General features: G+C 61.5%; 20 protein-coding genes. 2 read left to right on the top strand and 18 right to left on the bottom strand.

Annotated elements, in window-relative coordinates; translation table 11 throughout:
* Window positions 1-19 precede the first annotated feature (19 nt).
* The 16 genes from J1902_RS02480 to J1902_RS02405 form a co-directional block, all read right to left on the bottom strand.
* Complete coding sequence (locus tag J1902_RS02480; RefSeq protein ID WP_207614682.1) at window positions 20-1,075, bottom strand: lysylphosphatidylglycerol synthase transmembrane domain-containing protein; 1,056 nt, start codon at window positions 1,073-1,075, stop codon at window positions 20-22.
* A complete protein-coding gene (locus J1902_RS19630; RefSeq protein WP_207614681.1) occupies window positions 1,072-1,521 on the bottom strand; it encodes an acyltransferase in 450 nt (149 codons plus the stop codon). The genes J1902_RS02480 and J1902_RS19630 overlap by 4 nt, the downstream gene beginning before the upstream one ends.
* On the bottom strand, window positions 1,521-2,456 hold the full coding sequence (locus tag J1902_RS02470; protein WP_207614680.1) for an NAD-dependent epimerase/dehydratase family protein: 936 nt from the start codon (window positions 2,454-2,456) through the stop codon (window positions 1,521-1,523). The genes J1902_RS19630 and J1902_RS02470 overlap by 1 nt, the downstream gene beginning before the upstream one ends.
* 50 nt (window positions 2,457-2,506) lie before the next feature.
* Complete coding sequence (locus J1902_RS02465) at window positions 2,507-3,649, bottom strand: DegT/DnrJ/EryC1/StrS family aminotransferase (protein WP_207614679.1); 1,143 nt, start codon at window positions 3,647-3,649, stop codon at window positions 2,507-2,509.
* Window positions 3,650-3,865: 216 nt separating this feature from the next.
* Window positions 3,866-6,112, bottom strand: coding sequence for a hypothetical protein (locus tag J1902_RS02460; RefSeq protein WP_207614678.1), 2,247 nt, complete (start codon window positions 6,110-6,112; stop codon window positions 3,866-3,868).
* Window positions 6,109-7,107: a glycosyltransferase family 2 protein gene (locus J1902_RS02455; protein ID WP_207614677.1), complete on the bottom strand. Its 999-nt coding sequence runs from the start codon at window positions 7,105-7,107 to the stop codon at window positions 6,109-6,111. Before J1902_RS02455 ends, J1902_RS02460 begins: the two co-directional genes overlap by 4 nt.
* A gap of 3 nt (window positions 7,108-7,110) precedes the next feature.
* A complete protein-coding gene (locus tag J1902_RS02450; RefSeq protein ID WP_207614676.1) occupies window positions 7,111-9,378 on the bottom strand; it encodes a glycosyltransferase family protein in 2,268 nt (755 codons plus the stop codon).
* Between the two features lie 151 nt (window positions 9,379-9,529).
* The gene (locus tag J1902_RS02445) at window positions 9,530-10,810 is read right to left on the bottom strand and encodes an acyltransferase family protein (RefSeq protein ID WP_207614675.1); all 1,281 of its coding nucleotides are present in this window, start codon (window positions 10,808-10,810) and stop codon (window positions 9,530-9,532) included.
* A 174-nt stretch (window positions 10,811-10,984) separates the two neighbouring features.
* Complete coding sequence (locus tag J1902_RS02440) at window positions 10,985-11,887, bottom strand: glycosyltransferase family 2 protein (RefSeq protein WP_207614674.1); 903 nt, start codon at window positions 11,885-11,887, stop codon at window positions 10,985-10,987.
* The gene (locus J1902_RS02435) at window positions 11,884-13,524 is read right to left on the bottom strand and encodes a glycosyltransferase (RefSeq protein ID WP_207614673.1); all 1,641 of its coding nucleotides are present in this window, start codon (window positions 13,522-13,524) and stop codon (window positions 11,884-11,886) included. Before J1902_RS02435 ends, J1902_RS02440 begins: the two co-directional genes overlap by 4 nt.
* A 46-nt stretch (window positions 13,525-13,570) precedes the next feature.
* Window positions 13,571-14,302, bottom strand: coding sequence for an ABC transporter ATP-binding protein (locus J1902_RS02430; protein ID WP_207614672.1), 732 nt, complete (start codon window positions 14,300-14,302; stop codon window positions 13,571-13,573).
* The gene (locus J1902_RS02425; RefSeq protein ID WP_207614671.1) at window positions 14,302-15,168 is read right to left on the bottom strand and encodes an ABC transporter permease; all 867 of its coding nucleotides are present in this window, start codon (window positions 15,166-15,168) and stop codon (window positions 14,302-14,304) included. The genes J1902_RS02430 and J1902_RS02425 overlap by 1 nt, the downstream gene beginning before the upstream one ends.
* Window positions 15,165-16,352, bottom strand: coding sequence for a UDP-galactopyranose mutase (gene glf / locus J1902_RS02420; protein ID WP_207614670.1), 1,188 nt, complete (start codon window positions 16,350-16,352; stop codon window positions 15,165-15,167). Before glf ends, J1902_RS02425 begins: the two co-directional genes overlap by 4 nt.
* Before the next feature lie 195 nt (window positions 16,353-16,547).
* A complete protein-coding gene (locus tag J1902_RS02415; protein ID WP_207614669.1) occupies window positions 16,548-17,549 on the bottom strand; it encodes a Gfo/Idh/MocA family protein in 1,002 nt (333 codons plus the stop codon).
* Entirely contained in the window at window positions 17,549-18,640 is a 1,092-nt protein-coding gene (locus J1902_RS02410; protein WP_207614668.1) for a DegT/DnrJ/EryC1/StrS family aminotransferase, read from the bottom strand. The genes J1902_RS02415 and J1902_RS02410 overlap by 1 nt, the downstream gene beginning before the upstream one ends.
* Window positions 18,637-19,221: an acyltransferase gene (locus J1902_RS02405; RefSeq protein WP_372434335.1), complete on the bottom strand. Its 585-nt coding sequence runs from the start codon at window positions 19,219-19,221 to the stop codon at window positions 18,637-18,639. Before J1902_RS02405 ends, J1902_RS02410 begins: the two co-directional genes overlap by 4 nt.
* Window positions 19,222-19,588: 367 nt before the next feature.
* On the opposite strand from J1902_RS02405, the gene J1902_RS02400 reads away from it, so the two are divergent.
* A complete protein-coding gene (locus tag J1902_RS02400) occupies window positions 19,589-23,584 on the top strand; it encodes an FtsK/SpoIIIE domain-containing protein (RefSeq protein WP_207614666.1) in 3,996 nt (1,331 codons plus the stop codon).
* Here the strand turns inward: J1902_RS02400 and J1902_RS02395 are convergent.
* Window positions 23,543-23,929: a hypothetical protein gene (locus J1902_RS02395; protein WP_242701509.1), complete on the bottom strand. Its 387-nt coding sequence runs from the start codon at window positions 23,927-23,929 to the stop codon at window positions 23,543-23,545. The two genes, J1902_RS02400 and J1902_RS02395, sit on opposite strands and share 42 nt — an antisense overlap.
* Before the next feature lie 363 nt (window positions 23,930-24,292).
* Here J1902_RS02395 and J1902_RS02390 point away from each other — a divergent pair, with 363 nt between their 5' ends.
* Window positions 24,293-24,541 carry a WhiB family transcriptional regulator gene (locus tag J1902_RS02390; RefSeq protein ID WP_207614664.1) on the top strand — a complete coding sequence of 83 codons (249 nt, stop codon included), beginning with the start codon at window positions 24,293-24,295 and terminating at the stop codon, window positions 24,539-24,541.
* 111 nt (window positions 24,542-24,652) lie between these two features.
* On the opposite strand, the gene J1902_RS02385 is transcribed toward J1902_RS02390, so the two are convergent.
* Entirely contained in the window at window positions 24,653-26,122 is a 1,470-nt protein-coding gene (locus J1902_RS02385) for a sensor histidine kinase (protein WP_207614663.1), read from the bottom strand.
* Between the last annotated feature and the right edge of the window lie 11 nt (window positions 26,123-26,133).

The following is a 26,133-nucleotide window of genomic DNA, read 5'->3' as shown; positions in this document are numbered from 1 at the left end:
GGCAAAGAGAGATTCGACGTTAGTCTTCTTCGTCCGCACGGACATGAAGTGGCACGTCGCGACGGCGCTGACGCACGGCCGTAAGAGCACCGGCGCTGGCCATGGCCAAGTCCGCAATCGTGAACATGACACGTGACAGCAGCGCGAAAGCCGTCGCTGTGCCAACGCCGACGGTGGGTCCAAGGACCAGTACGATGATCGCCTCACGGGCACCAAGGCCTGAAGGAAGGAAGAAGGCGAGCAGACCGGCGATCATGCCGATACCCATGGCACCGATCGACGTGGAAAGCTCTCCGACTCCGGAGAATCCGATGCTCGACGCCATCAGGTACAGGTGGATGCCATAGAGCACATAGGCCGCCAGCGCCCAGCCGAGGGACTGCGCTACCACCGCGTAGCCCAGGCCGTGGTCCGGGCGAGGCTTGCGCAGCAGCTTAAAGCCCAGGCGGGCCAGCTTCGTCAAGACCCACGGGTGGAGCATTACGAGGCCGATCGGCAGCAGCGCGTACAACCAAAGGAAGATCGGCTGGTTGGCTACCAGCATCGGAACAATCAGGCCACCGGCCAGCAGCGAGCCGACGGCGGCGACCGCCACGGAAAAGAGCGTGGATGCGAAGACGCGGGCACGGGCGACCCCGTAGCGGCTGCCCAGTTCGATCTGCAGAATGTAAGCCCAGACGGATCCGGGAACATACTTTCCGATCGATCCGACCAGGAAGATCTGGGCTCCGCGGATCACCCCGACCTTGGGTCCAAGGTGCTCCAGGAGGACTTGCCAGCTCATCAGTCCGCAGATGATTCCTGCCATGACAGCGACGAAGGAGAGGAAGACCAGCGGGAAGGACAGCCGGGACAAAGCCGTGACGACTTCTGCCCATCTGTCGGAGATGAACAGCACCGCAAAAAGGAGGGCCGCGGCGATGAGTAGGACGCGGAATGCCACGGACAGCCGGGACTTGAGGGTCGGCTTGGCCGTGTGTTCTCCGTGGATGTGCTGGTGTGAGTCCGGTTCCCCCTGCTCCATCGGTGCCGGAGACGAAGTCTTGTCGGGATCACGGATATCAGCAGAGGTCATGAATTCAAGGCCTTTTGAAAGCTTGGATGACCGGACGAATCAATGACGACGTCGGCGGTTTTCCGGGCGGGGACGCCCGCCACTACCGTCCGGGCAGGAACATCCTTGGACACGACAGCCCCGGCCGCCACAACAGCCTCGTCACCGATGGTGACACCCATCATGATAACGGCATTGGCTCCGATGAAGACGCGGTTGCCGATCGTGACGGACTGGCGTTCCACGTCAGGGAACCGCCGGCCGGAAACACAGCGCTTGGCCGAAGAGTGCGTGTAGATGTGCACGCCACTGCTGATATCGCAGCCTTCTCCAATCGTGAGGCCGCCTGAGCCGTCAATGAGGGTGAAGGCACCGATCCAGGTGCCTTCACCCACAGAGGGCTCCCCGATAATCCATGCTGCCTCGTGGTATTCATTTGCAGGCAGTTTGCCGGGGGTGCGTGACATTAGTTGCCGCTGAGGATCAACTCGGTCATGCCATCTTCGACCTTGATGGTCGGCTCCCAATTAAGGACTTCCTTGGCACGGGTGATGTCGGCAGCACGGCGGCTGACGATGACATCGCGCGGGTTGAAGATGGGTTCGACGTCGGCGCCGACAGCCTTGATGAGGATGTGGGCGAGGTCTGCAACGGTGGTGTCGATGCCAGTGCCGAGGTTGATCGCAAGCTTGTCCTGCTCGGATTCCATCGCAGCAACGATGCCGCGGGCGACGTCGTGCACGTGGATGAAGTCCATGGACTGCTCACCCTTGCCGTCGATGATGGGCGACTCGCCGTTCTTGATGCGGGCCACGAAGTGGTTGATCACCGAAGTGTAGTAAGCCGTGAGCTTCTGGCCGGGACCGTAGACATTGAAGAACCGCAGGGCGTTCCAGGACAGACCCGAACGACGGCCGTAGTAGGCCAGGATGTCTTCGCTGGAGCGCTTAGTGATGCAGTAAGGCGTGATCGGGCGCAGAGTGTCATCCTCGTGCATCGGCAGCTTCTCCGGGTCACCGTAGACCGAGGCGCTGGAGCAGAACACGACGCGCTCCACGCCGTGGTCTGCGGCCGCAGCGAAGACGTTGTGGCTGCCGACGACGTTGATGTCCATGGACTCGTACGGGGCGGCCTGGCTGCGGTTCACCGAGTCGGCGGCAGCGTGGATGACGAAGCTGCAGCCCTTCATGGCGTTATGCACGGCACCGCCGTAGCGCACGTCCTGGTCAACGATGTCGACCAGACCGGTCTCGGCCAGCTTGTTGGCGGCATCGCGGTCGCCGCGGAACATATTGTCAAAGATTCGGACTTTGTAGCCCTTGTCCAGCAGCATGGGTACGGTCTTCAGACCGATCCAGCCTGCACCACCGGTGAAGAATACTGTCTTCTTGTCGTCGCTCATGTCGGTATGGCTCCTTCTATCTTGGCCTGGAAAGCTTGAGGGTTGTGGACTTACAGGGCGCGGACGGACTGATCCGCCATCACCTTGCGCAACGTCTCAGCCACATAGCTGACATCGTCTTCACTGAGTTCGGCGTGCATCGGGATGGCCAACTGGCGCTTGAACAGGTCCGCGGAAACTTCACAGACCACGTCGGTGGCGTAGAGCGGCTGGACGTGGGAGGCGTAGGTGCCGAAGTTGCAGCCGACGCCCTCTGCGCGCAGTGCCATCGCGACGGCACCGCGGTTGATTTCCCGGTCGAACGTGAGCACGTAGGACTGGTACGGGTGGGTGCGGTCGGACAGTGCGGCCGGGATGGTGACGCCTTCGAGGTCGCCGATGAGCTCCCGGTACTGGTCGGCTGCCCGGTTGCGGGCGGCCATAAGAGTTGGCATGCGCTTGAGCTGCACGCGCATGATGCCAGCAGCGACGTCGGAGAGCCGATAGTTGTAGCCGAGCTCATCGAAGGACGGGACCGGCAGGTCGGTGGCGCCTTCGCGCGTCAGCGCCGGGGCGATGCCGTAGGTGTGGAGCTTGCGGGCGTGCTCTATCAGCTCGGAGTTGGAGCTGGTCAGCGCACCGCCTTCGCCGGCAGTGATGCCCTTGCGTCCGTGGAAGCTGAAGGCGGAGACATCGGCCAAGTCACCGGCGTTGCGGCCCTTGTAGCTGGCTCCAGCGGCACAGGCCGCGTCTTCCATGACCCAGAGGCCGTTCTTCTTGGCGATGACATTCAGCTCATCGTAGTCAGCCGGCTGCCCAAAGGCATCGACGGCGATGATGCCGACGGTCTTGTCGGTGATCGCGGCCTCGGCAGCCTGCGGGTCAATCGTCCAGATGTCCGGGCGGACATCAGCGAACACCGGCTTCGCACCGGCCCACATCACCGAGTGGCCTGTGGCCGGGAACGTGTAGTCGGCCACGATGACCTCGTCGCCAGGCTTGACGCCGAGGCTCATAAGTCCGAGGTGAAGCGCCGAGCCACAGTTGGAGGTTGAGAGCGCGGACGGCACGCCGATCGCCTCAGCAAATTCTTCCTCGAAGGCCTTGCATGCCGGGCCCGCACCCGAAAGCCAGCCGGATTCGAATACAGCCTTTACGGCATCAAGTTCTTCTTGCCCAACAGTGGGCTGGCCGAGTGGAATCTGCCGTGGCATTGCGCTCCAAGTTTCTGTGGTTAGCCGCACCCGGACGCCCGGGCAGCTGGCTGCTAAGTTGTCTTCGCAGGAGTTTCTCCCGAAATCCCGACTTTGAAGTCCCGCATAGTTCGGGGAAGTCGTCCGCCAAGATCATACCAGCCCGGTAACATCCGACTTTCATTCTCCGCCAGGTCGCGACGCCCTTGTTCCAAGTGCGGTTTTCAAGGTCGTGCCTTACTTTCGGCGGCCATAGGGCCATCTCCTCAAGAGGTACAGAATCTGGAACAACACCACGGCGGCGAAGGCACTGCCTACTGCCGCCAGCCCCCGGGTAAGCCCGGGGCTCCTGTAGTCAACCACGACGGAATGCGAACCGGCCGGGATATCAAGTTTGACCAGCCCCCCCGAGCTCAGGTTTACCGGCACGGATCTCCCGTCCACGGTGGCACGATAACCCGGCCATGCCATCCTCGCCAGAAGAACCGATCCGTCGCTGGCTGCTTCCGAACGGAACGCCTCATGATGCGGACCTGAAGCGATGGTCGAAATGTCCATGCCGTTGGTCGACACCGAAACCGTTCCATGCTTTTCGAGCTGGACTTTGCGATGCAGCACGTAACGGTAGTCGTCCTCTGCTGTCAGTTCCCAGTCCTCAGGAATGGTGGAGAGGAAGTCGGCGTTATGGTAGCCCTTCTGGACCACAACGGACTCGACCTGCAATGCATCAGCCATCGTTCCATCGAACCCACCGCCGACGTCTGAAAAAAGGGCCGTCACGGCAACGGGGCAGGCAGTTGAACCGCGATAATCGAGGCAGAGCGAGCCATTGAACGCTGCAAAGCCAATACCTGTATACCGGCCCAGCGAGTTGACCCTGGCCGCCGCCGCGATGTTGGCCGAGATGATCTCGCCACTGGCGATAGCGTCCTCACTGTTCTCGGCCTTTAGGGTCGACTGAATCAGTACGTTCCCATGCAACGCGGCACTCTTGTCCTCCACGCTGGTAAGGTCGTGCGCCTGCTTGATATCCACAGCCAGCCCGAGCTTCTGATTTCCCCAGAAGTACCGCGGCGCGGCTATGGCCGAGATCACCAGTGTGCCCAGCAGCAGCACGGACATGAGACCTCGAAGCCCCAGCTTCCAGTAGGCAACCAGTCCCAGGCCTGTCAACGCCACGAGCACCGAGGAAACGAGAAGGTGGAAACTGAGATGCTCGGGGGTTTCGGCCCACGAATAGTACAGTCCGAACGCCAGAATGACCGATGTGGCAGCGATCCGTACCCTGCGGTGGCTGGTCGCCAGACCTCCGCTAATGGTCAGCGCGAACAGCACTGCAACGCCTACGTACAGGTACTCGATGGTGCGGAGAGGCCACCGAAAGAGCCAGAGATCCGAAGGGGCGACGACCAAAAGCAGATATCCCGCCTGGAAGACCAGAAGGCTGACGAGGCTCCGCCACCGCGCTTTGACAATACCCAGGTGCAGCCAGGGCAGGAACGGGACGATAAACCAGGCGAGGTACGTGGACGGAACATAGTCCCGGATTCCAGTCCAAGCAGCAAAATGCGGCTGATAGCCGGGCAGGCTCATGGCCAGCAGATCACCGAGCTCGGGCCGTAAGTATCCCGAGTTTTCAGCACCTGCAATGGGCTGTCTGCCCAGCACCGCGCTCGACTCCATGAGTGGCAGGAAAACGAGCAGCACTACCGCCCCGAGAGACAGCCCCAGGAGGAACAGGTAAAGAAAGTCCTTCCATTGCCGAAATACCAGCATCTCCAGGCCCACGGCCATCAGAACCGCGAGAATACCGAAAATGGCGTACGGGTTCCCTGTCGTTATGGCGAGCGCCCCGAAAACAAAGGGAAGAAGCGGCCCCCGGAGTCCCTGGCTTGATCTGTGGGTTGCCCACCAGAAGAAAATCACCCAGGTCAGAGCCATCAGGCCCGAGGCCCAGTTATTCGCACCATAGAAGTACGTGAAGCCGCCAAATGGCACAGCGACGGCAACCGCCACTGCTGGCCCTCGCGCTGATCCGTAGCTGACGGCCAGGCAATAGACGGCGATGCCGAGCAGGGCCAGGAACTCGACCATGATGAGTGCTGCGCCCCAGCTGAGATCCTGCAGGAAGGAAATCACAACACCACTGAGCAGGGTTACGGGATTGAATATCCCGTACGCTGCCTCGGCTGCGTAGTTGCCGCCGCTCCAGCCGCTTGGATCCATCGTCAGCCATTGGCCCTGTCGGAGATCCTGACCAAAGCGGTGCCACAGCGGAATAAACGAATCAGCGTTATCGCCCCAGAAGTAAAGGCCTGGAATGAACAGACGCAAGGCCAGTCCGGTGACCGTAATGACAGAGCCGACGAGCAGCATGTCAAAGACACGTCCGGGCGGAGCCTCCGTACGGGGAAATGTCACAGCACGGCGAACTTCTGATTCCGAGCCCATTTGTGCAGCGTCGCTTTCAGTGACTTCACTCATTTATCTGAGGAATCCCTAATCTCGCGGACTATGTAGGTGGGGCGGCGGCGGGCGTCATCCCCACCTCGCCATACGTACTCACCCAGAACCCGCAACCCAAAGAGATTCAGTCCACCTGTCAAAAGCACCAGGCCAGCAATCACGCAATACCCGGCAACACCTGACGCTGGGGTGAAGGCGGTGACCAGTGCCGACAGGATCAGTACGCCGCCTAAAATACCCATTGCAAAACCAAGAGTGCCCAGCCATTCAAGGGGCGCCGTCGAGAATTCCACAAAAGAGTCAAGAACCAGTTTGATTTTCTTCTTGCGCGTCCATTTGCTGCCGCCGTAAGGACGCGGCTTCTGTTCGAAATAGATTCGGCCCTGTGAGAAACCTGTCCATGCAATCATGCCCAGGACGTTTCGGTTAGCCTCCGGCATGGACCGTATGACTTCCATGACCTGGCGGGAGACCAGGATCTGAGATGGACCTTCCTTGGGGTACGTCGGAATAACGGAGTTGGTGTTCAACACTTTCGAGAATGTCGTCGCGAGGAGGTCGTTGGCGCCCTTCTTGGCAGCCCGGACCGAGCGCAGGCCCCACACGACGTCATGCCCGGCTTCCCATTCGTCAAGAAAATCGCCGATGGCGCTTAGGGGTTCCTGCAGGTCTGCGCTCAGGGTGATCGCCGCATCGCCGGCACAGTTCTCGATTCCTGCGGTGATGGCGGCGTGGGATCCCCAGTTGCGGGACAGGCTTATGATCCTGACCTGGTCTCCATCGGCGGCGCCTGCATACAGTGCCTCGGCAGTTTGATCTGTGGATCCGTCGTCAACGACGATCATCTCAAAATCGAATTTTGCATACTCCGCCCGGATTTCACGATAGAAATCCAACATGCCGTCGACGCTTTCGCGTTCATCAAAGGCAGGGAAAATCAGCGATACCAGGGGCCGTCGGTTCCGATGTGTGGGATCGGCGTCCAGACCGTGTGCGTTTTCGGGGGCGTTCATTGCCTATGCTTCCTGTTTCGTTGGTTCAACTGCCTTGGCAGCCCGTGTCTTGCGCAGGGCGCCCGGAATTCCCCGACGCCGCTCGAGCACAACCAGTGCGACGGTGATGAGCACTCCGGTACCGAAGGCGATCGACGATGCAAGGGTACCGGGGACCTTGAAGCTGACCTCTAGTTCGCCATCCGTTGTGTTGGCGGGAATCTGCACCTGCAGCAGACCGGCCGGACCAATCGACGTCGGGAGCGGCCTTCCGTCGAGCGTTGCTGAATACCCCGGCCAGGCCAGCCGGGCAAAGACGAGGTCCTGTGGGGCACCGGAGTCATTGGTCACGACGGCGGACTCAGCATAGTCCGATATCGAGTGGTCCTGGCTGACCCGCAGTTGGGCCCCTTGGTAGCTGATTCTGCCGTCAGGATAAGGCAGTGCCTCGTCACGGGTATAGACCGTGACGTTCTCGTTGGTTGATGCCTTGGTCCACCCCGGGGGCGCTTCGGGCGAAGTCACTCCGGCAGCGTCGCCGGCACTGGCCGGCAACGGATCGTTTCTCCGGACCACAGTTTCCGCACGCACCAGGTCAGCCAAGCTTATCTTGCTGCCATCCGGATTCGCCCACAACAGGCGCCACCCTTCGGGGCAGGCGCCGCCGTAGTAGAAGCTGCAGGACGCCGTATCAAACTTATTGAAGCCGACGCCCGAATAGGCCGTTGTGGATTCAAGTCCTGCCACGGAAGGCATGTTGCCAATGAGTGCGTCCTTCCAAATGCCATTGCGGTTTTGTTGCTCGACAGGGATCAGCGAACGATCCACGAGGAACACGGTGTTGCCCTTATAGCGGCTTGTAAACGTGTCCACCATCTGGCTGCGGTTGTGCGGAAATGAGTAGCTTGCGACCGTGTTGTTCACTGGCATCCACGTGGTCTGCATGAAGAGCACCACGAGGCTGGCCACAGCGGTGTAAGCGAACAACCGGGGGCCCTCCCAACGGAACAGGAGCAGCCCGGCCACCAGAATCACCACAATCGCCAGGCTGGCCGCGTGGAGGGAGAGGATTGCCGGCAAGTCCGAAAAGGACTGCCAGGCACCGACGAATACCAACGCAAAGCTGACGGCCGTCCGGATCCGGCGTCGGTCCTGCTGCCAGCCACGGCTCGCGACGATGGCAAACAGCACCAGAACCGGCAGGTACACGAACGGCAGTAGCCGAAGCGGGAGCCGGAACATCCACAGGTTTGATGGCCCGAGAATCAGCAACAGGTAAAACAACCCGAAGGCGAAGATACCGGTCAGCGCCTTCCAATGGACCAGGGATTCCTTCCAGCGTAGCCATGGAAGAAGCGGGAGGATGAACCATGCGAGATACATGACCGGGAAGGTGAACCACGATCCCGCAAACGTCTGAATGAACGGCTGGAAACTGGGCGTGCTCATGCCCAGGAACGCGCTTAGGCTAGGTGAGAAGAACTCATTGTTCATGGTTGTGCTGTCCGCGCGGAAGCCAACGCCGACCGTCAGAAAGAACGGCAGATAAACCATGACACAGGCGAGGGCGGCAGCGAACATCGCCGCGATCAGCTTGGCAACCACGACGTAGTGGCGGCGAAACGCAACCTCAATCGAAACAGCGGCAAATGTTGCCGCAAGGGCAACCATCCCGTACGGGTTTCCGGTTGATCCCAGCACGAAGCCGGCCACTACAGTCCACACGATGGATCCGCGCCCGTCGATATATCTCTTGCATGCCCACCAGACCCAGGGGGTCAGCGACGTAATGATGAGACCGTTAATCCAGGCTGCACCGTCCATGTAGAGGGTGTAGCCGCTCAGTGGCAGGGTCAAGCCGGCCAGCGCGCTGATCCAAGGCTTCGCACCGTACGAACGTGTCAGGAGATAGATACCCAGCGCCATGATGGCGAACATGGCAAATTTTGCGAGGGTGATGGCCGCTGCGACGTCGTTGATGAAATACGTGGCCACCATCAGTCCGGCCATCACCGGGTTGAACATTCCAGTGGCGGCCTCAGCCGCAAAATTTCCTCCCCTCCACATGTCGATCTGGAGGAAAGGAATGCTGCCGTGAACATACTGTTGTCCGATGCGCTGCCAGACACCCACCGCGGCAGCGGCAGTATCATCCCAGACGTAAAAGCCTGCAGATCCCCGCAACGGAAGGATAACGCCGACCGCCACCATTGCCAGCATGGACAGTGGAGGCAGCAGGTGTTTCAGTCTGCTCCGCAGGGTCGCCTTCGAAAGTGGATTTTCTGTTACCACGGAAGTCCTATTCCAGTCTTCAAGCTAATCATTTGGTCGTCCTCCGAGGCATGGCTGCGCCACGGGACCAGAATTGGGCGCGACCATACGATGGTTCTGACGAACCTCGGTCCCAGCCTACCCGAGCAGCGACACCTCCCCGCCGAGGCGGTTAGTGGCGGGCGCTGTGCTGTGGCTCGGCCGGCGCTGTGGGTGCCGTCTCGTGTACGGCGGACCGCTCGTGAAGCACTGCGGATTCCGCAGGATCGTCGACGGCCCGTTCCGGGATATTCTGCGTGGACATCAGCCGCATCTTTCGGCGCGCGGGTTCTTCAAAAAACTTCCAGAGCAGATAACCGAGCAGGCAGACGAGAAATGGCAGGATAACAAAACCCAACTTGGCGCCGGCCGTGTCCGGGCCCAGCGCTGTCGGGAACCACCCCTGGAGAGCCCAAAAGATTTCAATCACGGGCATATGGACCAGATAGATGCTGTAGGATGCCATACCGCCAATGACCATAACACGGGCCGAGAGCAGGCGGACAACATGCCTGTTGGCAATTCCCAACGCCCCGACCAGCACCACCAGCAAAGGAATAAGGAGACCAACGTACTTGGTCCGGCCCGTAAGGTCCAGCACGTAGCAGCTTGCGATGATCAGGACAGCCGCACCAAGGACGATGTGGCTCGCGTTCGTCCGGTTCTGGTCGGTCCGGGGAATGCGGCTAACGATAAAGAACATCAGGTTGCCGGCCACGAAGGCGCAAAGAATACGCAAAAGCCACATCCATTCGCCGTAGAGCCCAAGCGCGTACGAGAAGAACACAACCGGGAACAACGTAAGCAGTGTCACCGCGAGAAGGGATTTCGTGCTGAGTGCCCGATTGAGACGGAACACCAGAATCGCAATCACGGGGTAAAGCAGATAAGCAAATGCCTCCGCCGAGACCGACCAAGCGGCACCGTTCCATGTCAGACGCTCGAAGCCCGGCTCGGTCCACTGCACCACCAACGTCAACTGGCGCAGGAAGCTGCCAATGCCGTAGTCCCGGACTGCAACCGGGTCTGGAACGCCCCGGGCAATCAACAAGCCATGCCAGATTGCCGCAAACAGCAGCATGAAGACGTAGGCGGGCCAAACGCGGGCAAGTCGGGCCCACCAAAATTTAACCGTGGCTGCTTTGTTTAGGCTGAAACCCATACGCTGCCCATAATTCAAGGCCAGTACGTAGCCACTCAAGGCAAAGAAGAGGTCCACACCCAACTCCCCATGAGCCAATACTGGTCCGATGATTCGGCTAAGCCAGGGAAATTCGCTGGCAATGTTGCCGCGGATGTGAAAGAGGATGACCCACAGGGCCGCAATGATCCGGACCCCCGTCAAAGCATGGACCTGCTCGATGGGGCCCGCTTGTTTCACGACGTTCCCTGCCAATAAGGGGCTGGCGGACATGGGTTTCCTTCGGATTATGCGACTTGTGTGCCATGCATCAGACGCCGGGCGCGCTACCAAGCGTACCGGATGCGCTCTGGGACCTGGCTGTGAGGATGCGCGCCGCCGGCAGCGACAGGCGGACAGGCTTCTTATTGGCCCGCGTTATTCACCAGGGGCTGAACCTGGGCGGGCTCAGCGAACGCTGCGTACCTGCTTCGGGACCGGGTTGAACTTCAGACCCGCAAGGATGCGTTTGGCCACGCCAAGCTGCAGCCTGCGGCTCACGCGGCCCCTACGCATCCAGACGTACGTTCCCAAGACAAACTTCAGCCAGTCAAGTTTGTTGTCGTGGTGCCAACGGTAGGAAGACTCATTGCGCGCGCCGTAGTAGAACTTCCAGGCGTTACTGCTGTTCAGATCGCCGAAGTTCACGCCGCGATTATCAGGCATGTCGTGGGTGACAACACTGTCCAGGATCTGCACACCCGGACCGTCGGCGCTGATCCGCAGCGTGTACTCCATGTCGTCAAACCAGATGAAGTATTCGACCAGAGGCAGACCGTATCTGGCAATCGACCGTCGCGGAATCAGGACCGATACAAACGAGCAGTTCGTGATAACCACGGTGTTCTGCCCCTTGGCGATGAGCCGCCCCCAGTCCCAGGTAGTGCCAGGGTTGTTCATTTCACAGATCGAACCGTCCGTATACCGCACAAGGGAGCAGCTGTACGGAACTTTTCGGTCGAGTTCCTTCTCTGCCGCGGTGTGCCCGTCGAGCAGCTTTTCGAGTGCTGTCTCCCCGGTGTAGCAGTCGTCGTCCATGATCCAAACCCAGTCCGCGCCGCGTTCGTAGGCCTTTTCCATACCGGCCGCAAAACCGCCTGCCCCGCCAGTGTTGGTTTCCAGGCGAACGACCTCAACCCTGGGGTCATCGCCGTAGCTCGCAAGCAACTCCGGGGTCGAATCGGAACTGGCATTGTCGATAACGATGAGCTGGTCGACAGCGCGTGTCTGGGCCAGAATCGAATCGAGTACCCGCCCGAGTTTGTCAACCCTGTTGTACGTGACGACTACGGCTGCAACTAGGTCGGTCATGCTTTCCATCCTTCGTAAAGTGTTTTCGTCCACGCCCGAGCCTCAGGAAGCTCCTTCAAAGCGATGATTTTTTCCCTCTGTTCGTCGAGAATCCGTGTTCGCAGCTCTTCAGAGGCCATGATGTCCTTGGTCAGCTCAACGGCATGTTTGATAAACGCGAACGGTTGCCGCGGCACAAGGGCTTTGGCTGACACGAGAGAAGCCTGCGACCCGACATCCGTCGAAAGCACGGCAACATTCTGAGCCGTCGCTTCAAAAGTCGTCAAAGTCAGGCCTTCGTTGTCAGAGGAAATGACGAGCAGGTCGGAGTCGGCAAGGGTTTCCTCCACGGACCGTGGCGGACGCCTCAACTCCAGACAATCCGACAAGCCGTACCGGGTGATAAGTCTTACCGTCTCGTCTGCGAGCATCCCGTCGCCATGCACAATGAACCTGATGTCTTCCCGGACGGAACGCCGGAGCTGTGCCGCGTACCGGAGGAAAAGGTAGGGACGCTTCTGCTGGGTAAGACGACCGATGAAAGACACGGTGAAGGGGCTTCCCTGGTCCTTACGCGCCGGTGCCGCCGCCGCGGGTGCATTGTCGCCTGTATTGAGGCCATAGAGGGGGGCAAGCGCCACGCGCTCCTTGGGGACATCGCGTTCCAGCGTCAGGTAATCACGCAGATGCGGCGAGATAACGTGGTGCACGTCAATGGTGTTGGACAGCTTAACGGCGACCTCTACGAATCCTCCCGTCCGCCATTCAATGATGTGGAGTGAATCCACGATCTGAATTGAATGGTCCATGGCTTTGAACCAGGCCAGACGCTCGTAGAGCCAGCCATTGTGATGGACGTGGATGCCCCGGATCGAAAATTCGGAAAGCAGCGCCAACAACAGATCTGCATCCTCGTTGCCCGGAAGCGGAATGCTCAGTGGGAGGACCAGTGTGCCGTCCAGTTCCGGACGTGTTATCCAGGGATGTGACGAATCCCGGTCCGTCACCACGATCGGGAGGAATCCGGCCTCCTTGGCCAAAGCAATGGACTCCAGGGCCCACCGTTCCGCCCCGCCCATCTCAAACCAATGCAGACCGAAGAGGATGGCTGGCTGTCGCTCCTTGTTGGAAGGCGTGACGGACATCGCGGTCGACTCTATTGCAGCCATGCGGTGTGCACGGCGCTTGGGCGTGACGCGTTTTTCGTAGACGTCCGTGAGCCCCTGACGCAAGGCATCGAACGCGATCGGAGCACCGAACCGGGCCCGGCGGAACACTTTGCCCTTGAGGCCCGCCCGGTCGTAGAACGCGGCGCCACCCTCAGAACCTTCGCCTCCAAGGTCAATCACGAGGGGAACCAGGGGGGAAGCACCGCCCGGACCGCCGGAAACGCTGCTTCGCACACCTACTGTGCAGACAACAGCCCGGTCGGAATCCCACTCCAGGAGATGGCAGGATGCATTCGTCAATCTGGGAAGGGCACCGTCCGGGCCCCGGAGAACGACTGTCTTGAACTCTCGGCCCGGCTGGATCAGAGAGTGATAGTTGAGGGCTCCCACCAGTAAGCCAAGTTCGCGCTCGGAGAGGCGGCCATCGCCCCCCGCGAGTCCCGAATCGCCGTCGTCGACGATTTCAAAGAGTTTGCGGGCGTTAGTCATCTGTATTCCCCGTTGCAGTCTTGTTCATCAGCGTATTGGTTCCGTATCAGCTTTCCCGGAGCAGCCGGACTGCTTCCTCGATCGGCCCGTCGGCGACCTTTTTGCCTTGTCGAAGCACAACGCCCCGGCTGCAGACTCTACTCACCATATCCAGATCATGGCTGACGACCACCAGTGTGCAGCCGCTGTCGCGAAGTTCCTGGATCCGGGCGAGGCACTTCTTCTGGAATGGCTCATCACCTACAGAAAGAATTTCATCGATCAGGAAGACGTCGGGGCGGGTGTGCACCGCGACCGAGAACGCCAGGCGAAGGAACATGCCCGATGAGTAAAACTTCACTTCCGTGTCGATGAACTTCCCGATCTCGGAGAATTCGACGATCTCGTCGAAGCGTTCTGCAGTTTCCTGTTCGGTCATCCCAAGAATCACACCATTGAGATAGACATTCTCGCGGCCAGTCAGATCCGGATGGAAGCCGGCCCCCACCTCAATCAAACCAGCCACTTTTCCGCGGGTCCGCACGCTTCCGGTGTCCGTACTCATAACTCCGGAAATGAGTTTCAGGAGTGTCGATTTGCCGGATCCGTTGAATCCCAACAATGCTACGGATTCCCCGCGGTCTACGCTGACGTTGACGCCGTCAAGCGCCATGAACGTGGACGAAAGTTCCCCGCGGCGTCCTTTGAACAGCCATACGACCGTCTCTTTGAGGGACCGGGTGTGCCGCAAGTTGAACCGCTTGGAAACGTTCTCGACGACGATTGCTTCTGATCCCATCACAGCTCCTGCGCAAATCTGCCCTCAAGGCGACGGAAGACCGACTGTCCCAACATGAGGATCAATAGAGAAATCACCAGACCGACCGGAAGCCACAGCGACAGGAGGTTGTCCGGCAGCCGTGCGCCTTCCGGAGCATTTCTGACAGCAGCCGTGGGCGACCAGAATGCGGCATGGAACAGCTCCACCGCAATGGTCATTGGATTCAGTTGATAGAAGAAATAGAAGGTCTCCCCCAACGTGTCCCGCACCAGGTACCAGGCATAAAGCACCGGCGAGAGCCACGTGGCCATCATGAGCATGAGGTCTACGATGTTCTCCGAGTCCCTGAAGAGAACGTTGGCCGCCGCAAAAAGCAGCCCTAGCCCCAGGGAAAGCATGGTCACCATGACAAATGCTCCGACCGCCCCCATCAGCTGACCGAAGCCTGGGGTCCAGCCGAAAAAGAAACAGGCGGCCAAAAGAATCAGGAACTGCGGCAGGAAGTGAACAATCGCCACCCATACCGAGGCCACGGGGAACAACTCCCTGGGAAGGTATATCTTTTTGACGAGCGCGCCGTTGGCAACAACAGACCGTGTCGCTTGACCAAATGCCTCCGAAAAAAAATTCACCAGAATAATTCCGGAAAACATGTAGATCACAAAGTTTGGCTGCTTGTTAAGTCCTAGGAACACCCCGAGGGCAAAATAGAAAACTAGGAACTGCACGCCTGGCCTCACGTAGGACCAGAGCAGCCCGAGAACGGAGCTGCGGTAGCGGACCTTCAGTTCCTTGCGGACTATCAGCCGAAGCAGGTCCCGGCGGCGAAGTACATCAAGAAGGCCGCCGCTTTTGTCAGGAGCGGCCAACGACTCGCTGCTCACGCGTCGACTCCCCCGCTTTCAAGCGTGGCTCCGTTTTCGAAGTGCGGCCGGACCTTGTTATCGAACATGGTCAGGGCCGAACCAATAGCCATGTGCATGTCGAGGTACTTGTAGGTGCCGAGCCGCCCGCCGAAAAGAACGTCCTGCTCGGCCGCTGCGAGATCCCTGTACTTGCTAAGGCGTTCGCGGTCAGCAGCCGTATTGATCGGGTAGTACGGCTCATCGCCCTTTTCAGCAGCGCGTGAGAACTCCCGCATAATGACAGTTTTTTCGGTCTGGTAATCGCGCTCCGGATGAAAATGGCGCGGTTCGATAATGCGCGTGTAGGGAACATCGTCGTCGTTGTAATTGACAACGGACGTGCCCTGGAAGTCGCCGACGTCGAGTACTTCCTCCTCGAAGTCGATGGTGCGCCAGGAGAGGTCTCCCTCGGCATAGTCGAAGTAGCGGTCCACGGGGCCGGTGTAGATGACCGGAATGTTGCCGACCACCTTGTCCTTGCTGTACTCGTGCGACTCGTCGAAGAAGTCGGTGTTCAGCCTGACCTCAATGTTCGGGTGTTCCGCCATCTTTTCGATCCAGGCGGTGTAGCCGTTCGTCGGCAGGCCCTCGTACTTGTCGTTGAAGTACCGGTTGTCGTAGTTATAGCGAACAGGGAGCCTGGAAATGATGCCGGCCGGCAGGTCCTTGGGGTCCGTCTGCCACTGCTTGCCCGTGTAGTGCTTGATGAACGCCTCGTACAGGGGCCGCCCGATCAGCTGGATGCCCTTGTCGTTGAGGTTCTGGGGATCAGTGCCAGCAAGCTCACCGGACTGTTCCTTGATCAGTTCACGTGCCTGGCCCGGAGTCAGGTTGGCACGGAAGAACTGGTTGATGGTGGCCAGGTTGATCGGCAGGGAGTAGACCTCGCCCTTGTGGACGCCGTACACCTTGTGCACGTAGTTGGTGAACGTCGTGAAGCGGTTGACATACTCCCAGACGCGCTCGTTCGAAGTGTGGAAAAGGTGGGCACCGTAGCGGTGCACCTCGATGCCGGTTTGCTCTTCTTTTTCGCTGTAAGCATTGCCACCAATGTGATGGCGGCGGTCGATGACGACGACCTTCAAGCCCAGCTCAGTGGCGGCCTGTTCTGCGATTGTCAGGCCGAAGAAGCCTGACCCTACGATGACGAGGTCAGCGGTCACAAACTCTCCTGGTTTGATTGAGGGCGCGGTCAAACAACGCAGCGACCGCTGATCTAGGCTACCCGATGTTGATCGGGGGCATGAATCAGCGGCTGGCCGCCGTCGGTGGCACGCTACGTGCGGTATGGAAAAATCAGAGAGCCGGCTGCGCATTCAACGTCCGGGCGACGCTGCGCAGGCGATTCTCCCGGTGGCTCAAATGGCCAGTTCAGCCAGGCTGACGCTAGTGTTGTTCGTTGCCGATTCGAGGACGGCCTCGGCCACCTGCAGCGTCGCGAGTCCTTCGGCGAGGGTGACAATGTTCATGGACTTGCCAAGGATTGCATCGCGGAACGCCTCGTGTTCCATCTTCAGCGGTTCGCGCTTCGCGAGGGCGAACCGAGTGCTGGAGCCTTCCGATACACCGCGGAATGCCGCGACGGAATCCCACTCGGTTTCGAAGGTGCCGTTCTCAATGAATGTCAGGTCGGCTGTGATGGTGTCGGCGACAAAGGCGCCCCGTTCACCGGAGACAACCGTGGCCCGCTCCTTGAACGGTGAGAGCCAATTCACAACGTGGCTCGTGATAACTCCGCTCTCAAGGCGTCCGATTGCAGAGACCATATCCTCATGGAGGCGGCCGCTTCGGGTGCTGGTGTGGGCGGAAACCTCAACGAAGCGGCTCTGTGCAAGCCAGGCCGTCAGGTCGATGTCGTGGGTGGCCAAGTCCTTGACAACGCCAACGTCAGCGATGCGGGCCGGGAACGGTCCCTGGCGGCGCGTCTGGATCTGGTAGACATCTCCCAGCTCGCCTGCTTCCAGCCGCGCCCGCAGGTTCTGCAGTGCAGGGTTGAAGCGTTCGATGTGTCCAACGGCGCCGACCAGACCGGCTGCCTCGAAGGCTGCAGCGATCCGGCGGCCGGAAGCTGAGTCGTTGGCGATCGGTTTTTCGACGAGGCAGTGGATCCCGGCAGCAGCAAATTTGAGGGCAACTTCCTCGTGCAGAATGGTCGGCACAGCCGCGACTGCCATGTCGATACCCTGATCGATCAGTTCATCAACGCTGCCGCAGACACTGAGTCCGTCGGCAACGCCGTGCGGATCACCAAACGCATCGGCAACGGCAACCAGATCCACACCTTCTACCTCGCGCAGCACGCGCGCGTGGTGGCGTCCCATCATTCCGAGGCCAATAAGGCCCGCACGCAGATTTGCCATTAGCTACCTGCCTTCGCCAGCTTGTTGACAGCCTCAACGATTCGCTCGAGATCGTTTTGACTCAACGAGGGGTGCACAGGCAGCGAAAGAACCGTCTGTGCAGCTTCCTCGGTAACGGGTAATTCGTCATCGGTCTGGAACGGTGCCAGCCGGTGGTTCGGGATCGGGTAGTAAACCCCGCAGCCGACGTTGTACTCATCTTTTAGTGCCTGGGCAAAGGCATCACGCCCTTCCGGAACCCGGATGGTGTACTGGTGGTAGACATGCTCGCAGCCCTCGGCCACCTCGGGCGTGATGACGCCCGAGAGGTTCGCGTCGAGAAACGCGGCGTTTTCCTGGCGGGTACGTGTCCAGCCGCCGACCTTTGTCAGCTGGACGCGGCCAATTGCAGCGTGGATGTTGGTCATGCGCGCGTTGAAACCGACGAGTTCGTTCTCGTACTGGCGCTCCATGCCCTGGTTGCGCAGCAGGCGGAGACGGCGTTCGACGTCGGTCAGACCGGTGCTGACCATCCCGCCTTCACCCGAGGTCATGTTCTTGGTCGGGTACAGGCTGAACATTGCGAAATCACCGAAGGTTCCCACCTTGCGGCCGTTCACGGCAGCACCGTGTGCCTGAGCTGCGTCTTCGAAGACCTTCACGCCGTGCTTGGCGGCGAGGGCGCCGATGGCGTCAACGTCGAAGGGGTGGCCGTAAAGGTGCACCGGCATGATCGCCGCTGTCTTATCTGTGATCATCGCTTCAACCGATGCCGGGTCAAGCGTGTAGTGATCCAACTCGATATCGGCGAAGACGGGCGTTGCGCCGGTCAGGGCAACGGAATTGGCCGTGGCAGCAAACGTGAAGGACGGGACGATCACTTCGTCGCCGGGACCGATCCCTGCAGCAAGCAAGCCGAGATGGAGGCCTGAGGTTCCGGAGTTCACTGCGACGGCAGCGCGCCCGTCCAGAAGTACCTGAGAGAATTCCTTCTCAAACTCTGCAACTTCGGCCCCTTGAGCCAACTGTCCCGTCGCAAGAACGGCGTCCACCGCACGCCGCTCCTCATCGCCGATGATCGGCTTCGCGGGGGGAATGAATTCTTGGCTCATGCCTCTACCTCTCGGAGGGTTTCATTGTGTTCAACATACTTGTCGCCCGTTTTCGGGCAAACCCAGGTATCGCCATCCTGCGTCAGCGGGAAGCCCGCCTTGCCGACCCATCCAAGGCGCTTGGCAGGAACTCCGGCCATGAGAGCAAAATCGGGAACTTCTTTAGTGACGACGGCACCGGCGGCAATGGTCGCCCACCGGCCAATGGTGACAGGCGCGATGCAGACAGCCCTGGCGCCGATAGAGGCTCCGTCTTTGATGGTCACACCGACCGGCTCCCAGTCGTGTGCGCTCTTGAGGCTCCCGTCCGGGGCTACTGCCCGAGGATAGGTATCGTTTGTCAGGACAACCGCCGGGCCGATAAACACACCGGCACCCAGGACGGCAGGTTCATAGACCAGGGCGTAGTTCTGCACCTTGCAGTTGTCCCCCATTTTGACACCGGTGCCGATGTAGGCGCCTCGCCCGACGATGCAATTAGCGCCGAGTTCAGCGTCCTCGCGAACCTGCGCCAGATGCCAGATCTTGGAACCGTCGCCGATCACAGCCTTGTCTGACACGTCAGCGCTGGGAGCTACCACTATCACTGGCGATGATCCTTCCTAATGGGGGTCGCGGACAACGTAGCCTATCTTAGCCGAGATGAGAGACGCCGAACGCGGCCGGGAGCAGCCCACAGGCCCGACCGGAATTTAAGACAGTTTCCGTGTTGTGCGTGTGGGCGGGGTTGTCCACATAGCGGAGGTCACCCCCGGACAGCTCCAGCGGGCCGCGTCTACCGTGGTTCGGACAGGCGAGACGCCCCCGCCCGAAGAAGGGAGAACCCCAGCCATGATCCTCCATTGCTCCTTGGTCCGTGGCCCACTTGCCGCTCGCAGCGCAGAACCCGATGAGCTGTCCATTGCAGTTGCCGACGGCACGCCGGGAACCGAGGTGCAAACCGAAGTGATGCGAACATTCATAACCGGCGAACTGACCGTGGCCGGGACGCCGCTGAGCGTGTTGGAAGTCGGAACGGTTCCTTTGGTCAATGGCGCCGTACTTGTCGACGGCGGCCCCTCCCCTGCCGCGCCATCCTCGGCCGCAGCTGCGGCGATACCGCACCCACCTCTGCGCTTGCTGGTCCACACGGGCCCTGCCGCAGGCACTGTGATCCCGCTGGAACGTGGCACCTACAGGATCGGGCGACGGGGCGCAGCGGTTTCCATCCCGGACCCGGGCATCTCGCGGAACCATGCCCAGCTTGATGTCACGGATACCGCCATCACCATCACCGACAACAAGAGCGCGAACGGCACGGCCGTGGATGGACAGGAGATCCGGAGTTGCGGTGTTTCCACCAAGTCCGAAATCCGCTGCGGGAGCTCCCGCATGTCCATCCAGCTCGCCGACGACCCGGGCGGGACGGCTGATCTGATGGAGGCAGGCCGGAGCGTGGCAGAACCTTTGACCGTTCCCCGACGCCCTGACGGGAGCGCCCGCAGCCAGTTGTTGCTTACGGCTGGACTGCCGCTCGCTCTTGGCGTGGGGATGGCCCTTGTTACCGGAATGTGGATGTTCCTGGCGTTCACGGCAGTGTCTGCCGTTGCAGTGCTGGCCCCCGCGATGTCTGGTCGCGGGCACCGCCGGGCCTTCCGGAAGGCCGTCCGCGCGGCAGCCGGCAAGGATGATGAACGACGACGGCGCTGCTTGCCGAGCGCCGCCGTGCTGGCTGTCGAGGCTGACAGACACCAGGTGGAGAGGCCTGCGGTGACCGGGGCCACCGCCGACGTGTGGCTGCGGATGGGCACCTGCCTGCAGAAATCCAACATCAGCGTCCAGCCGGCCGATCCGGAGTTTGAACCCCCGGAGCGGGTCATGCCGCTGGCTCTTGACCCCGCGAACAGAATCATCGCCCTGTCCGGTTCTGATCGGAAAGTCCAAGGTATGCTTCGCTCGCTCCTCATGCAGTTGGCCTCATTCCCCGTTTGCGCGGGCTTCCCTGTCCTGCTCCATGGGCCCGCGGCGCTGCTGCCCCTGGCTGCGAGGTTCCTGCCGGGAGCGCTTCTTTGTTCGGATCCAACGGAGGCCGGGCGTGCCTTGGCATCCGGTTCGGAAACTCCGGGGTGGCTGTTCCTCATGGGCGATACTGCCGCAGGCACCAGGGATTCCGATCTGCGTCGAGTGGCCGAGGAAGCAGGTTGGCACGTAGTACTCGCCCAGCCGGTGAATACGAATGCCTCGGACACGGTCGTGGACGTCGGCGGAAGGCAGGCAGTCCTGCGCTCAGGCGGCCGCACCACGGAGTTCGACGCGGACCTCGTCCCTGCCGAGGTCTTCGACAGGTTTTGCAGAAGTATTGCTGCCGCTTCGAAAGCGTCATCGGCTACACCGGGAATCCCGGACGCATGCGGACTTAGTGAACTGTTGCCGTACGACCCCGCGCGCATCGCTGCCCGCTGGGCATCCGGGCAATCCACGCCGGGTCTTCCCGCGGTTGTCGGCCATGGAGGATCAGGGCCCACAAGCTTGGATCTGCAAACCGACGGACCGCATCTCCTCGTTGCGGGAACCACCGGATCCGGTAAGTCCGAATTCCTCCGGACACTGGTTTCGTCCTTGTCCCTGAGCCACGCCCCTGACCGGGTCAACTTCCTGTTTGTTGACTTCAAAGGCGGTTCCGGGCTGGGACCGTTCATCGACCTTCCACACTGCGTTGGCCTGCTGACAGACCTGAACCAGCATGCGCTGGAGCGCACCCTCATGTCCCTGAGGGCAGAAGTGAGGCGTCGAGAAGAATGGCTCGCCCGGGCCAAGGCGCCGGATCTCATCGCCTACCACGGCCAGGCCTCGCCAGCACTGCCGACGCTGCCACATTTGCTTGTGGTGGTCGACGAATTCAGGATGCTTGTGGAGGAGGCACCCGCTGCGCTGGCGGAACTCATGCGGGTTGCCGCCATCGGGCGGTCGCTGGGCGTCCACCTGGTCATGGCAACCCAGCGGCCCCAGGGGGCGTTGAACGCCGACATCCGTGCCAACGTCACCACGAGCATCGCACTGCGGGTCCAATCGGACATGGAGTCGCTGGATGTCATCAATTCGCGGGATGCTGCGTCAATCCCGGTTTCGCTCCCGGGCCGCGCGTACATTGCACGAGGATCCGCATCTCCGGTGCTGTTTCAGACCGCATCACTCACTGGACCCACCGGCGGCACCAGCCAGTCGGCCGCGGTTTCCCGGACCGCCATCGAAGCACTCCGGGCGGGAATGGCAGGGCATACGAGGGCCGTTTCCCGCCCGACGGCGACCCCGGCCCAGGCGGCCGCTCCGATCGTCGAGGCAACTCGAAGGCTTTGGGCGGAGCTGGGAGGTGAAGCACCCCGACGGCCCGTTGCCGCACCGTTGCCCGAGGCACTGACGATCGGCAGCAAGGAACTGCATGTTCCTCTGCCCGGCCGACGTGCGGCCGCGGGCAAAGCCATCGGGACGACCACCGTCTGCCTTGGGCTCGTTGACGTCCCGGCCGATCAGCAGGTGGTAAGGCTGCTGTGGCGGCCATGGGCCGACGGACATCTTGGATTGGTGGGGCCTGGCGCCAGCGGCGTTTCCGAGGCAGTCCTGGCCATCGCGTCAGTGTTGGCCACTGCTCCTGCGGAATCGCATCTCTACATTCTGGACGGCGACGCTTCGTTCACAGGGGCTTCCCGCGCAGACCGCGTTGGCGCCGTGGCAGGGATTCACGAAGCCCGCCGTGCCGCCAGGATTCTGGAGCGGCTGACGGACGAGATGGCCTCACGACAAGCCCGCCCGGAGCAGGAGACACGCGTGCCCTTGGCACTTGTGGTCTGCAATTGGGGCGCCTGGATGTCCGCCTTCCGTTCCAGCCCTGTGACGTGGGCGGAGGATCTCCTGCAAGGCCTTGTCCGGGACGGCGGCCGCGCAGGCATCACCGTCATCATCTCCGGCGACCGTGAACTGGTGGCGTCCCGCCTGTTCGCAGCACTGCCGAACCGTGCGTTCTTCCCCACCGGAAGCACCGAAGAGAGCCGACTGGCGTGGCCACGGTTCGGGGCAATCGACAACGTCGCCGGCAGGGCTCTCGCCTCGGGAAGCTTCCTTGACGGGAACATGGCAGTGGCCCAGTTTGCCGCGCCCCCGCCGGACACTCCATGGCCCTATGCAGGGACGGCGGCGGCGGGATCCACGCCGTTCCGCGTGGAACCCCTCCCCGCATTCACCTCGGTCGACGACGTTCTGGGCCGTGCGCACGGCTCCGCCTCAGGATGGCCGCAGCGTCCAGCCTTCGATGCAACGGCGGCCAGATACTCGCTCCTCCTCGGTCTCGGCGGGGATGAACTTGAGGCCGCATCTGTTCGCTTGGCTGCGGGAAGCGTGTTCCTGGCGCTCGGCAGTCCCGGTTCCGGCAAGACGGGCCTGCTGCGTGCATTGCCCGTGCTCAATCCCCGCTACCGCTGGATAGCTCCAGGGCCGCAGGACCACCCTGAACGGTTCTGGACGGCCTTCCGGCAGAGGGCGTTCTCAGCTGTCCGCGAAGATGCCACCTACGGACCAGACGGTGGCGGGTCTAATCGCGGGACACCAGGCGACGTCCCGCTTCGAGGCATCCTGCTGGTTGACGACGCCGAGCAACTGACGGCCTCGGCAGGAACGCAGCTGTCGGCGTTGAATGAGATGGGTTTCACCGTCGTGGCCACGGCCGCACTGAACACGCCGCTCCTGCACAGGAGTCCCCTTTGCCTGAGCGCCCGGAACCACGGCCACGGCTTGCTGATTGGCCCCCGGAATCCGGCCGACGGCGACTTCTTCGGGCTTCGGATCGATGCGGACCCGGCCCGGACACCGGGCCGGGCCGTGCTGGTCCAGGACGGCAGCACGCAAACCATCCAGATCGCAGCAGCCGGTTCAGAGGACCGGCGCGGACCCGCCAGTCCGCGAGGCAAATGAAATGACTCTTTTGCCGAATAGGAAGAGGATCGCCGCGACGGCAGGAAGCACCATCACCAGCCCAGGCAGGACAACTCCCTCAGCCAGTGTCGGCACGCCGATGGTCAGGACGAACAGCTGCGCCACCAGCGCCGCAGCGCGCGTCCAACGGTACCCCCGGAACAGGAACAAGCCCGTGGCGAAGAGCCAAGCAGACAGCCCCAGGAGCAGGGCGAGCGTGAACAGGGCACCGGCGAAGGACGTCACGGGCGCACCAATGGCCAACTGGTATCCGTAGACGGCAGCAGCACCGAGCAGTGTCAGCGCCTCGGCCCCGACAACCAGGGAGACAATAATGATGCCCAAGGGGCGCGGCCCGGCAGGCCTCGCACTTCCAGCCTCGCCGGCGAACCCCCCCGGGGACGCTCCGGGTTCGCCGTTCTCCTCCGGTCCAAAGGCGGGCTGGGCAGGGTTCACAGGAGGTCTTGACACACTGGCACACTACCGGACATAGTCGGATACCAGTGAGGACACTGGCAGTTGATGTGATGCATCGCTCACGGTTTCGCGCCATTTCAACGGCTCATACCCCTTGTTTACAAGGCGTTAACATGAAACGCTTGACTCAGACGACAAAGGGGGCCCACAGGGCCCCTTTCCTTTGGAGCTTCTCGTGAATGTTTTCACAAAAGGCTCATCTAGTTCTCACGAATGGAGTGACTGATCAGCATGGATTGGCGTAATCGCGCAGCCTGCCTCGACAAGGACCCGGAGCTTTTCTTCCCAGTAGGCAACACGGGACCAGCACTTCTGCAGATCGAGGAAGCGAAGAGCGTTTGCCGCCGCTGTCCTGTAATCGACACGTGCCTCCAGTGGGCGCTCGAATCCGGACAGGATGCCGGCGTCTGGGGCGGTATGAGCGAAGACGAGCGCCGTGCGCTGAAGCGCCGCGCCGCCCGGGCCCGCCGCGCCTCCTAGGCGCTACCCGAGTCTCCATACCAAGGAAGGCCGCAGACCATTGGTCTGCGGCCTTCCTTGTTGTCAGGAGCCTGCTTTTCGAGAGCCGGCGCAGGTCCGGGCTCGCGAAGCCTACGCCCGGGCGAGGTTCAGGACGATCTCGACGGCGGTTCCGCCACCGTCACGGGGAATCCACTGGATGCTCCCGCCCAGTTCACTGGTCACGAGCGTCCTCACGATCTGCAGGCCAAGGCCCTCGGCGTACTGTCCGTCCGGAAGTCCCACGCCGTCGTCGGCGATTGTCACCGTGAGGAACTCATCGGCGCCGTCCCCCTTGGCGCGGTCGGCAAGCAGCCACACCGTCCCGGTCCGGCCTTCAAGCCCATGCTCCACGGCGTTGGTGACGAGCTCGTTGATGACCAAGGCCAGCGGCGTCGCGAAGTCGCTCGGCAGCTCACCAAAGAGGCCGGAGCGCTCGGTGCGGACGTGCTGGGACGGTGATGCCACCTCTGCCGACAGCCTGAACTGGCGGCCGATCAGCTCGTCGAAGTCAACGCTCTGCGTGAGTCCCTGGGACAGGGTCTCGTGGACCAGCGCGATCGTGGCGACACGCCTCATGGCCTGCTCCAGCCCCTGCTTGGCTTCGTCGCTGACCATGCGCCGCGACTGCATGCGCAGCAGGGCCGCCACGGTCTGCAGGTTGTTCTTCACACGGTGGTGGATCTCGCGGATGGTGGCGTCCTTGGTGACGAGCTCCATCTCACGGCGCCTGAGCTCGGACACATCGCGGCACAGGACCAGTGCACCGAAACGTTGGGTCTCGTCGCGCAAGGGAATGGCACGCAGCGACAGGCTGACGCCGCGCGATTCGATTTCGCTGCGCCACGGCATGCGGCCGGTCACTACCAGGGGCAGAGTCTCGTCGACCATTCGCCGGTCCTTCAGCAGACCCGCCGTCACTTCGGCCAAAGAGCGGCCTTCCAGGGATTCCACCTCGCCGAGGCGGCGGAACGCGGACACCCCGTTGGGGCTCGCATACTGCACCATGCCGTCGGCGTCGAGCCTGATCAGCCCGTCGCCGACGCGCGGTGCACCACGGCGTGAACCCGTGGGCGAGGCAAAATCGGGCCAGAGCCCCAATGTACCCATGCGCAGCAGGTCGTACGCGCACTGGCGGTACGTCAGTTCCAGCCGGGACGGCATCCGGGAGCTGGACAGGTCCATGTGCGAGGTCACCACCGCGAGCGTGCGCCCGTTCCGGACCATGGGGACGGCTTCGACCCGCAGCGCCATCTCGCTGCTCCAGCTGGTTTCACTGGAGCGCTCGATCGAACGGCTGGACCACGCCTTGTCCACGAGCGGCCGCAGGTCCGAACGGATCCCCTCGCCAACAAAGTCGGCATGGAACACGGTGTGGGACGTGGACGGCCGCACGTGGGCAAGGGCGATGTAGCCCAGCTCCGGATGCGGGAACCACAAGGCCAGGTCCGCGAACGCCAAGTCGGCGACCATCTGCCAGTCGCCGACCAGGAGGTGCAGCCATTCGGCATCCCCAGGCCCGAAATCAGCATGTTCCCTGATGGGGTCCGTAAAGATTGCCACTGCACCTCCAT

Origin of the sequence: Arthrobacter cavernae, from assembly GCF_017368795.1 — a bacterium.
Classification (GTDB): domain Bacteria; phylum Actinomycetota; class Actinomycetes; order Actinomycetales; family Micrococcaceae; genus Arthrobacter; species Arthrobacter cavernae.
Note: the sequence above shows the minus strand (reverse complement) of the source record. Positions and strands in the feature narration are given on the sequence as shown.

Bases quoted from the DNA above. Each gene is read 5' to 3' on its own strand.
- J1902_RS02430 (WP_207614672.1), bottom strand. From the start codon at position 14,302: ATGGGATCAGAAGCAATCGTCGTCGAGAACGTTTCCAAGCGGTTCAAC.
- J1902_RS19630 (WP_207614681.1), bottom strand. From the start codon at position 1,521: ATGTCACGCACCCCCGGCAAACTGCCTGCAAATGAATACCACGAGGCA.
- J1902_RS02435 (WP_207614673.1), bottom strand. From the start codon at position 13,524: ATGACTAACGCCCGCAAACTCTTTGAAATCGTCGACGACGGCGATTCG.
- J1902_RS02410 (WP_207614668.1), bottom strand. From the start codon at position 18,640: ATGAGCCAAGAATTCATTCCCCCCGCGAAGCCGATCATCGGCGATGAG.
- J1902_RS02455 (WP_207614677.1), bottom strand. From the start codon at position 7,107: ATGAACGCCCCCGAAAACGCACACGGTCTGGACGCCGATCCCACACAT.
- J1902_RS02470 (WP_207614680.1), bottom strand. From the start codon at position 2,456: ATGAGCGACGACAAGAAGACAGTATTCTTCACCGGTGGTGCAGGCTGG.
- J1902_RS02415 (WP_207614669.1), bottom strand. From the start codon at position 17,549: ATGGCAAATCTGCGTGCGGGCCTTATTGGCCTCGGAATGATGGGACGC.
- J1902_RS02390 (WP_207614664.1), top strand. From the start codon at position 24,293: ATGGATTGGCGTAATCGCGCAGCCTGCCTCGACAAGGACCCGGAGCTT.
- J1902_RS02400 (WP_207614666.1), top strand. From the start codon at position 19,589: ATGCGAACATTCATAACCGGCGAACTGACCGTGGCCGGGACGCCGCTG.
- J1902_RS02460 (WP_207614678.1), bottom strand. From the start codon at position 6,112: ATGAGTGAAGTCACTGAAAGCGACGCTGCACAAATGGGCTCGGAATCA.
- J1902_RS02445 (WP_207614675.1), bottom strand. From the start codon at position 10,810: ATGTCCGCCAGCCCCTTATTGGCAGGGAACGTCGTGAAACAAGCGGGC.
- J1902_RS02465 (WP_207614679.1), bottom strand. From the start codon at position 3,649: ATGCCACGGCAGATTCCACTCGGCCAGCCCACTGTTGGGCAAGAAGAA.
- J1902_RS02480 (WP_207614682.1), bottom strand. From the start codon at position 1,075: ATGACCTCTGCTGATATCCGTGATCCCGACAAGACTTCGTCTCCGGCA.
- J1902_RS02440 (WP_207614674.1), bottom strand. From the start codon at position 11,887: ATGACCGACCTAGTTGCAGCCGTAGTCGTCACGTACAACAGGGTTGAC.